The 10,659-nt window shown below is 40.1% G+C and carries 8 protein-coding genes; 7 read left to right on the top strand and 1 reads right to left on the bottom strand.

Features of this window, described 5'->3' with window-relative positions:
• Positions 1-184: 184 nt before the first annotated feature.
• Both Q7P97_RS02185 and Q7P97_RS02180 read left to right on the top strand, forming a co-directional pair.
• Positions 185-1,783, top strand: coding sequence for a sodium/proline symporter (locus tag Q7P97_RS02185; RefSeq protein ID WP_303965918.1), 1,599 nt, complete (start codon positions 185-187; stop codon positions 1,781-1,783).
• On the top strand, positions 1,755-2,240 hold the full coding sequence (locus Q7P97_RS02180) for a hypothetical protein (protein WP_303965915.1): 486 nt from the start codon (positions 1,755-1,757) through the stop codon (positions 2,238-2,240). Before Q7P97_RS02185 ends, Q7P97_RS02180 begins: the two co-directional genes overlap by 29 nt.
• 127 nt (positions 2,241-2,367) lie before the next feature.
• Here Q7P97_RS02180 and Q7P97_RS02175 read toward each other — a convergent pair whose 3' ends face one another.
• Positions 2,368-3,996 carry a PucR family transcriptional regulator gene (locus Q7P97_RS02175; protein ID WP_303965912.1) on the bottom strand — a complete coding sequence of 543 codons (1,629 nt, stop codon included), beginning with the start codon at positions 3,994-3,996 and terminating at the stop codon, positions 2,368-2,370.
• 145 nt (positions 3,997-4,141) lie between these two features.
• Between Q7P97_RS02175 and Q7P97_RS02170 the strand changes: the two genes are divergently transcribed.
• From Q7P97_RS02170 to Q7P97_RS02150, 5 genes are all read left to right on the top strand, one after another.
• Positions 4,142-5,611 (top strand): CoA-acylating methylmalonate-semialdehyde dehydrogenase, encoded by a 1,470-nt coding sequence (locus tag Q7P97_RS02170; protein ID WP_303965909.1) that lies wholly within the window; start codon positions 4,142-4,144, stop codon positions 5,609-5,611.
• Between the two features lie 19 nt (positions 5,612-5,630).
• Positions 5,631-7,001, top strand: coding sequence for an aspartate aminotransferase family protein (locus Q7P97_RS02165; protein ID WP_303965906.1), 1,371 nt, complete (start codon positions 5,631-5,633; stop codon positions 6,999-7,001).
• Between the two features lie 155 nt (positions 7,002-7,156).
• Positions 7,157-8,296 carry an alanine dehydrogenase gene (gene ald / locus Q7P97_RS02160; protein ID WP_303965903.1) on the top strand — a complete coding sequence of 380 codons (1,140 nt, stop codon included), beginning with the start codon at positions 7,157-7,159 and terminating at the stop codon, positions 8,294-8,296.
• A gap of 210 nt (positions 8,297-8,506) precedes the next feature.
• A complete protein-coding gene (locus Q7P97_RS02155; protein WP_303965921.1) occupies positions 8,507-10,174 on the top strand; it encodes a glucosaminidase domain-containing protein in 1,668 nt (555 codons plus the stop codon).
• 208 nt (positions 10,175-10,382) lie between these two features.
• On the top strand, positions 10,383-10,659 hold a 277-nt coding region (locus tag Q7P97_RS02150), incomplete at its 3' end, for a nuclease-related domain-containing protein (RefSeq protein ID WP_303965900.1).

The raw sequence follows: 10,659 nt of genomic DNA, 5'->3' as shown, positions 1-10,659 counted from the left end.
AGGAGGTGAAAATATGCTTGGATTTCCTGCTGAAACGTTTTGGTGGTTTGTACCATGGCCTTTTATTTGGGTAGGATTGGCTGTAATAATATACTTTAAATTAAAGCGAGAAGATGATCTAGAAGATGAAATGGATGAACATGAAAAACAACAACAAAATATGCAGTAACAATGGGGGGATTCAATGAGTATCGATGGGATTATTTTCATTATCTATCTAGGTGTTCTATTAACGATTGGTTTATGGTTTTCCAGAAAATCAGCATCCTCAACAGAACAATATTTACTTGGCGGTCGTTCTCTAGGGCCTGCTGTTACTGCAATGACAATGCAAACGACTGCAATGAGTGGATTCATGTTTATGGGTGCTCCTGCTATGGCCTTTAAATACGGCTGGTATGCTATTTGGTACGCTATTGGTGATGCGGGTGGATCGATTATCAACCTATCCGTTTTAGGTAAACGGATGAGAAGAATGTCTGAAATTATGGGAGCGCTTTCACCGATTGAATATTTAGAGAAACGCTTTGAAAGTCCGAGCGTTCGTGTAGTAGGATCGATTATTTCCATCGTCTTTTTATTCGGTTATGTGTGCGCTCAGTTTATTGCAGCTGGTAAGGCTATGGCTACACTAACAGGCTTTACGTACGAATTGTCTTTAATTATCGGTATTAGCGTCATTATCGTCTATACGGTAGCTGGAGGCTATTTAGCTGTTGCGTATACCTCATTTGTACAAGGATTGATTATGGTATTTGGAGTTGTAGGTATCGGTTTCCTTGCGTATTTCCACGTAGGGGGATTGACTGGATTGAACGTTGCTTTAAAAGCTATTGATCCTACCTACTTGAGTATTTGGGGTAAAGGTTTGGCATATTACGGGCAATGGGGAATGGTGATTGGTGCAATCCTTATCTACTCTATAGGTTATATGGGACTCCCACACGTAGTCGTTCGCCATATGTCTATGAAGAGTACGAAAACTGTAAAAGGAGCAGTCATGATCAGTGCTATTTGGAACCAATTTTTCATTTTCGTTCCTTATATTTTAGGATTGATCGGCATCATTTTGCTTCCTACAATTGCAGATCCTGAAATGATTATTACTGAACTGGCCTATACGTTATTCCCAGGAATCTTTGCAGCATTATTGCTTTCGGCAATCATGTCTGCTGTTATGTCCACTGCGGATTCTATCTTGATGCAAGCGGGATCCATTCTTTCACGTGACGTGTATCAACGGTTCATCAACAAGAATGCTAGTCAAAAAACTATGATTCTCGTATCCAGACTATGTATTTTAATGGGAGGTATTGTAGGTGTAATTGTAGCGATCTATGAGCCGCCATCGGTATTTGCATTAGTTCTGTTTGCGTTCGGTACACTAGGAAATGCTTTCTTAGTTCCATATGTTTCATCCGTCTACTATAAAAAAGCTAATTATATAGGCTGCTTATCTGCAATGATCGGTGGAGCAATGACAAATATTATTTGGACTTCGATGTCATTGGAAACCTCGACAGGACTTCATCCGTTTTTGGCAGGTCTCATTGTATCTATTCTAGGTATGACGATTGGAAGCCAATTTGGTCGAAAGCCTTCAGAAGAAGTACAAGAAGCATTTGAACAATCTAGACAAAAGCGCTATTTTTCAAAGGAGTTTGATCGCAACATCACACGCGATCTGGCGCCAGAGGCAAGTAATGTATCTAAGTTTTTAATGAACGATAAATATTTCGCGGGAGTCGATACGTATGAGCACCCTGTTAGTACAAGAAATTGATTTCTCGGAAGAAGAAGTATTGCTTGGGTTGCAACAATATGAAAAACAAACGCTGTTTCACATTCAAGAGTTAATTTACTATCCCTATTACTTCTTTGAATATCAAGTAAGCGCAAAAAGTTTGCTGAAGTTTAAGGGGAAAGTGGCATGTACGGTAGACGCACTTGGTGGAAGAGGGTCACTGGTAGACGTCAAACCGATGTTTTTTGAACGAACAGTAGAAACTGGAAGAATTCCTCGGCCTGTTATTGTAGAGGAAGATGCCATTAGTATAGCGGAGCGATTTGTTTTTGATAATGCTTCCTCAAAAGCAAAATTCGTAACAATGCCTAAAATCATAGAAGTACAAAGAAATCTTTTTTATCGCCCTTTTTGGCTGACGGATTTCAGGTTGCCGAATAATAAGCAAGGACAACTTATTGTAGATGCAGTTAGCGGTAGTTATCATCCATTATGATGCAGGGTAGAAATAAATAAATTAGCTCTTATGGTAGGGGGAAGTAATAGTTCTTGAATACGAAGAGATGTTATGCACTTACAGCCGCTACTTGTATATTCCAGGGGAGTAGAAGCTGTAAGTTATGTTAATCATTTTTGACTAAAATTCGTTTGGCCATAATAGCTACTTCGAGTGCAATCCGATTTAGGGGAGACATGAAGTTCGGCCCAAGTATCGTTTCGATTTTTTCCAGTCGATGATATAGCGTTTGCCGAACAATAAAGAGACGATCTGCCGTTTCTTTTTTTGAGCCTCCACACTCAAGATAAATACGTAGAGTTTCAAATAACTCACTGTCTGTTTTTGTGTCATAGTCAATTAAAGATTGGAGATAATCTTCTACATAGTGATCAAGGTATCCTTCATCTTTAATCAATAGAAGCAATCTATAAATACCTAAGTCTTCGTAGTAATCACTTTCAAATGAAAAACTTTGCTTAATATCCACTACTTTTTTGGCTTCCATATAGCCAGTTGGAATTTTTGAGAGGTCCTGGTACACGGAGCTAATACCAAATTTATACGTACGACCGTTAGAGAAAGCACTTTCATCCGTACTCTGGATCTGCTTGATTAGCTGAGTGAAGCGATTTGTATCTTTTATGTGCTGATCGGATGCAATGAAGGAGGCAACGATTGTTATTTCATTTTTACTAACGGTCAGGGCGGGGAAAATACTGTGTCGCTTACAAAGTGAACGAATGATCATAGCCTGTTGCGAACGGATTTCTTCCCAATTGTAGTCGTCTATTACGGAGTCATGAGTATCCATTTGAATCATGAAAATACGATAATGTGTATTACGACTTTTCGTTGGTAAATAAAATTGATAATCCTCTTGTTCTACTGAACGACCATGTAGTAAATTACGAACAAATTCATCTTCATAATGTTGATTTCTTTCTTGTATAGTACGATTTCGAAGTAATATTTGCGCGATGGCTAGAGAGGCTCGATCTAAAATTAAAAAGATAAAGTCATCAGCCAGTGATTGAGGTAGATGTAAACATAGATAACCTAAGTCTTGGCCCAACCCACTTGTTGACAGTAGTGCAAATGGTTCTCCGTTTACCATGTATACGTCGTGCTCAAAAGTTTCTGCACGATTATCATTCAAGAAACGTTGTAGATCATCTTTCCAAGTTTTTGATTCAATAGGGTAGTAATAGGATCTTTCATCGTCAGAAATAAATAACACATCCTGTTTAAAATGCACTTGTAACTCCTGTAAGATTTTTAAGATTCCATTAGGCATTAAACTCAACTCATTAAATTTCCGAGATAGCGTATCAATTTTTGAAAGCATTTCATAATGCCGATTAATGATTACTGTATGCAAGTCTTGTGAAATATCAACAAATTTTACAGACTTCTCAAAAATGATGATAGGAAAGTTTTGATCATCAGCAAAGTCAATAATATCTTGCTGTACTTCACTTAGCTGTACTCCAATTTCTACACACAAGCACGCAACATTCAATTCAATTAACTGCTTTATATAGTGTAATTGTGTTTCTGTATCAAGCTGTAAATGTATGCCTGTTGTTAAAATGATTTCACCTCCGTTGACCAATGAGCTGAAATCGCTTACTTCGAGTATGTGTGACCATCTAACTTGACGATCTAAGCCGTTTTTTCCTGCTAAGAGTCTTGCGTGCTTAAAGGTGTCGCGGGCAAGGACGTCTTGAACAGTCAAAGAAAGTTCGTTCATCATTACAGACCTCCATAACGTAAAAAAATACTTGCAACAATGTTACACAATGTAAAATGAAAGTTATTAGAATAGTCGTTAAACTATAGATAGTAGCTTAGCTCAAGTCTTGCTCTAAAGCAAGGTTAGAAGAAGGGGAGGAAGAAAAATGAATACATTGGTTGTAGAAAAGAAAGCGCTTTCTAATTTTATTAATGGACAATGGGTAAAATCACTCACGGATAAATATGAAGAGGTGCCAAATCCTGCCACAGGCGAGATTATTGCGGAAGTACCCGTTTCAACTGCGGAAGATCTACAAGTTGCCGTAGATGCAGCCAAAAAAGCTTTTTCTTCATGGAAGAAAGTTGCGGTACCGCAAAGGGCTCGTATTCTATTTAAGTATCAGCAACTTCTTGTGGCTCATTGGGATGAACTGGCACAACTAATTACAATAGAGAATGGAAAAAACTATGCAGAAGCTTATGGAGAAGTTCTGCGTGGGATTGAGTGTGTAGAATTTGCTTCAGGGGCTCCAACCTTAATGATGGGTTACCAACTTCCTGATATTGCTACCAACATTGAATCGGGTATGTATCGCTATCCTTTAGGAGTTGTCGGGGGGATTACACCGTTTAACTTCCCTATGATGGTTCCTTGCTGGATGTTCCCACTTGCCATTGCAGCAGGAAATACATTCATTTTGAAACCTTCAGAGCGTACACCTCTTTTAGCGAATAGATTAGCAGAGCTATTAACGGAAGCGGGACTACCAGATGGAGTTTTCAACATCGTTCATGGAGCACATGATATCGTTAACGGAATTTTAAGCCATCCAGACATACCAGCAGTTTCATTTGTAGGATCACAACCGGTTGCAGAGTATGTATATAAAACAGGAACAGCTAATGGTAAACGTGTTCAAGCGCTAGCAGGTGCTAAGAACCATTCGATCGTTATGCCAGATGCAAATATGGATTTAACAGTTACGAATATTACCAATGCGGCATTTGGTTCTGCGGGTGAGAGATGTATGGCTGCTGCTGTCGTAGTCGCAGTTGGAGATGTTGCTGACGAACTTGTGAAACGATTAGTCGAAGAGGCAAATAATATGACGATTGGGAATGGCTTGGAAGAAGGAGTATTCCTTGGACCTGTTATTCGTGAGTCGCATAAAGATAAGACACTTTCTTACATCGAAGCAGGTATTGAAGAGGGCGCTAATCTTGTTCGTGATGGCCGTGGCGATCAATCTACTTCAGAAGGCGGCTATTTCGTAGGACCGACAATATTTGAAGGCGTTACGACTGAAATGCGAATTTGGAAGGAAGAAATCTTCGCGCCCGTACTCTCGGTCATCAGAGTAGAGACATTAGACGAAGCTATTCAACTTACAAATGAGTCAGACTTTGCGAATGGTGCTTGTTTGTACACAGATAGCTCGAAGGCTATTCGTCAATTCCGAGAAGAAATCGATGCAGGAATGCTCGGTATTAATCTAGGTGTACCAGCGCCTATGGCATTCTTCCCATTCTCTGGCTATAAGAAGTCATTTTACGGCGATTTGCATGCAAACGGCCGTGATGGAATTGAATTCTACACACGCAAGAAAATGTTGACTGCACGTCATGAATATTGAGAAAAGGGAGGAATGCATATTGAAAACTTTACATGAACAGAATCACAATAATAAACAGTCATTGACAGAACAAAATCGAGATAAAGTGTGGCATCATATTTCCGCTTATAATGAAAAAAATCCACCGATGATCATTGAGAGTGGAGACAATGCTTGGATTACAGATCATAAAGGAAACCGCTATTTAGATGGTATGTCGGGCTTATGGTGTGTGAATGTCGGTTACGGAAGAGAAGAAATTGCAAAAGTAGCATATGAGCAAATGAAAAAACTAGCATATGTTCCGATGACACAAAGCCATGAACCAGCCATTGAACTTGCTGCCAAGTTAAATGAAATGTTGGGAGACGACTACAAAATCTTCTATTCTAATAGTGGATCGGATGCGAATGAAGTAGCATTTAAACTAGTACGTCAATATCATCAGCAAAATGGGCAACCATCCCGGTATAAGTTCCTTTCCCGCTATCGTGCATATCACGGAAGTTCAATGGGAGCATTATCTGCTACAGGGCAAGCACTTCGAAAGTATAAGTATGAACCATTAGTGCCAGGATTCTTGCATGTAGCGCCTCCGGATAACTATCGAAAACCAGAAGGAATTTCGGTGGAAGAATACAATATCCAGCGTGCTTTAGAGCTTGAAGAAAAGATTATTTGGGAGCAAAAAGAGACAATTGCAGGGATTATTATGGAGCCACTTATTACTGGTGGTGGAATTTTGATTCCACATCCAGTCTACTTAGAGAAGGTGCAAGAGATCTGTACACGTCATGGCGTTTTATTAATTATTGACGAAGTAATTTGCGGATTTGGGCGTACTGGAAAAGCGTTTGGACACCAGCACTTCAAAGTAAAACCTGATATTGTGACGATGGCAAAAGGTTTGACTAGCGCATACTTGCCGTTATCAGTTACCGCAATCCGAAAAGACATTTATGAAAAGTTCGATACGGGCGAAGAGCATAGTCATTTGCGCCATGTGAATACATTTGGAGGCAATCCAGCAGCTTGTGCAGTGGCACTAAAGAACTTAGAGATTTTGGAACGTGAAGACTTAATCAATCGTTCTGCTGAACTGGGTGATCGTTTGTCGGATGAGCTGGCTAGTTTGAAAGATCATCCGTATGTGGGTGACATCAGAAGTCTTGGATTCTTAATGGGTATTGAGATGGTGGAAGACAAGAATACCAAAGAGCCTGCTTCAAATGCTCGTATTACAAAAATCATTGGAGAATGTAAGGCGAACGGACTCATTGTTGGCCGAAACGGCGAAACAGTAGAAGGTTTCAATAACGTGCTTGCACTATGTCCGCCACTTTCTTGTACAGATGAAGATTTTGACTTTATTGTATCTGTTATTAAAAAAGTATTTAAAGAGAATAAATAGCAGGTCTTTCCTTTACGTGTATATAGAAGTACCTCTTGTCTACTTGATGTAGTGAGCAGCTAGAGGTGCTTCTTCTATGCAATACTTTCTATTTCTTTACTAGCGAACAGCCGAAAACTACGTAACGTTTATCTTTTATTCGAGGAGGAATGAGCATGTTAATTGGTGTACCGAAGGAAATTAAAAATAATGAGAACCGGGTAGCGATGACTCCGGCAGGCGTTTTCACACTTTGTACGTCAGGCCATGAAGTACTTATTGAAACGGGAGCGGGTCTAGGATCTAGTTTTACAGACGAGAGCTACGTCGAAGCAGGGGCTAAAATTGTTCAGACAGCAGAAGAAGCGTGGAGTGTAGACATGGTGATGAAAGTAAAGGAACCGATCGCTTCTGAATACCGCTTTTTCCGCAAAGGATTAATACTGTTCACATATTTACATTTAGCATCTGAAGTAGAGTTGACTAAAGCACTCCTAGAAAATGAAGTAGTGGGTCTTGCTTATGAAACGGTTCAGCTACCTAATCATTCATTACCTCTGCTCGCTCCAATGAGTGAAGTAGCTGGAAGGATGGCCACACAAATTGGTGCTCAGTACCTTGAGAAAACAAAAGGCGGCAAAGGTGTTCTCCTAGCTGGCGTGCCCGGTGTGTCTCGTGGAAAAGTTGTAGTAATTGGTGGAGGGCAGGCGGGTGCCAACGCGGCTCGTATTGCTGTGGGCATGGGTGCTCACGTAACGGTTCTAGATCTATCAGTCGATCGTTTACGTCATTTGGATGAAATTTTCGGTAACAGTATACAGACGCTCGTTTCCAATCCATTTAATATCTCAGAATCTGTTAAAGAAGCAGATCTAGTGATAGGGGCAGTCCTCATTCCGGGAGCTAAAGCACCTAAGCTTGTATCTGAAGAAGCGGTTCAATCGATGAAACCAGGATCCGTTTTGGTAGATATCGCGATCGACCAAGGAGGCATTTTTGAAACGTCGGACCGAGTGACAACACATGATGATCCAATCTACGTTAAGCATGATGTAGTACATTATGCAGTTGCTAATATGCCAGGTGCTGTGCCCCAAACATCTACTATGGCATTGACTAATGTTACTGTGCCTTATGCACTTCAAATTGCTAATAAAGGATTTAAGCAAGCACTTCTGGATAATGAAGCGCTCCGTAAAGGGTTAAATACAGTGAATGGAAATGTAACATACAAAGCAGTGGCTGAAGCGCAGGATCTGCAGTATGTATCTGCAGAATCCATTCTAGAAAACAGTGATTTAGTTACAAGTGTATGAAATGAAAACATCATGTTAGTAAGCGAAATAATATAAAGTCGTAATAGAAAAGCCACTTACTTGAAACACACTTTAGAAATGAAGTATGTTTCAAGTAAAGTGGCTTTTTGTGTCTATAAAAATATTGTTGAGATAGTTGTTTTATCTAAAAGGATTTCTAGTAACATCCTGTATAATTAAAAGGAAAGGAGGTTACTAGAATTGAAAAACATGACAAAACATATCACAACTACTGCAATCGCCTTTCTGGTTACGTTTTCCTTGATGTTCGTAGCCGAAGCCGCAACTTGGCCGGATCATTCGCCCAATCAGGAGCCGGACAAGTCTTGGACAATCACGTTCAATAAACCGGTAAATCGTGAAACGGTGCGAGGCTCGATTTATATCACAAATTCTCAAGGGAACAGACAGGAGAATGTGCTTTCCTATTCAGACAAAGACCAAAAAATACATATTGCACCGCCTGTAGGTAATTACCGTTACGGTGAAAACTATACATTGGTTATCACTCAAGCCGTGCAAAACACGGATGGCCAATCATTAAAATCGCCGATTACGAAGACGTTTTCGATCAAAGCAGGGGTAACCTATGATCTAGCGAATGTACAAGCCAATGGTACAACATCCATTATAGAAAGATTGCCAAGTTTTGAAGCTGCTGCAAATCGTATGAATGGCAATCAAGTGGTTTTGTTACAAAATAAGATCATTCATATGCCGGCTGGACTTGTCTCGACTGTAGCATATGGAGGAAGTTCATTGACGATTTTATATGCCAATGAAGCTTTAACAGTACAAGAAACGTATGTACCAGCTGACACGGAGCTTCTTTACGTTGATTCAACAGCAAAATCTGTAAAAGTTGAACTGGCGGGAAGAAATTTCTACATTAAACCACAAAATGTGAGGCTCTTACCAAGTCAGACGGTGACAGATCGCACGTACTACAAAGTGTCGAAAGGTTCGCTCCACCACTTCATTTATTCACATAACACCAAAAGTTTTGCTTCATATGAAATGGGCGCGGCACCACGTTTTATGCAAGAGGGTGCCAAGTATTATAGCACGGACGGAAGCCATTTCCGTGATGTGGCAGGCACAGAAGTCGGTACAGCCCCTCAATACTTCCAATACTTGCCGATGCGCAGTATGACGCGCTATACAGCAGAAGAACTTGATGCGTATATTATGAAGCAGTTAAGAAGTCTGGAAAACGCCTATCCGAACTCTACGATCTACAAAAACGCCACGACTAGAAGCAAGTTGATTGGGATGGGGGCGGAGTTGAAGAGAATTGAACAAGAAAGTCATATTAACGCGATGCATATTCTTGCGCTCGCACAGCATGAGAGCCAATATGGGCTCAGTTCATACGCACTGAATTATAATAACTTATTCGGTATGTATGTGACGGATGATAATCCACAAAATAAATATTTTGCTTCTGTAAGTAAGAACATCCAGGAACTTGTCGATTCAATCTTGAATAGAAACTACTTACCACCAGGCGCCAAATATGCGAATGGTACAAATTTCGGCAATAAAGCGATCGGCATGAACGTCAAGTACGCGTCCGATCCGTATTGGGGTTCTAAAATTGGAGGACATTTGTATCGGATGGATCGCTCGATGGGTGGGAAAGAGATGGCCAATCAGTTGAAGATTGGATTGACGAATACCGCCGATCTTAACGTGCGTTCACGTCCTACTAGTATTGGAACACCTATTGTGTATAAGTATCCTAAAATAGGCATGCCACTTATTATTAAGAACGATCAATTGCCTGAAAGCCCTTGGATTCAAATTCGATCAGATGTAGCACCATATGATGTGTTGTATGTGCATGGAAGTTATGTAGATCGATTAATATGGGAATGAAACAGAAGTTCAAATGGATATAAGAGGTACAAAGCAAGTGGCTACGGATACAGCAGATTGCGTTGATAAAGAAATAGTTAGAGTAGTAGGCTATTGACCTTTTGAGGGTGATAGCCTATTTTCACGTCTGAGAAAATAGAATTTTATAAAAACTAGATATGTAGTATACTATAGGTAATTAAAGACTAGTAGAAAGGGAGGGATTGATATGGCCTATACAGTACCTGAAACTATTAGATCGAGTGCAACGGCAGGAGAGCGGTTGCTATTTCGGACATTAAAGAACTATTTACCTGACGATTATATTGTATACTACGAACCAGAAATACGTGGTAAGCGACCGGATTTCGTAGTAATTGGACCGGATCTCGGCATTCTAGTTCTCGAAGTGAAAGACTATACGAAAAACACGTTGTATCAGCTGGATCGTGATGAATGGACGTTGATTAATTCGAACGGTGAACAAGTTAAAACGAAGAGTCCGC

This window comes from Sporosarcina ureae (genome assembly GCF_029267015.1).
In the GTDB taxonomy this organism is placed as follows: Bacteria; Bacillota; Bacilli; order Bacillales_A; family Planococcaceae; genus Sporosarcina; species Sporosarcina ureae_D.
This window is presented reverse-complemented; position numbering and strand designations above follow the sequence as displayed.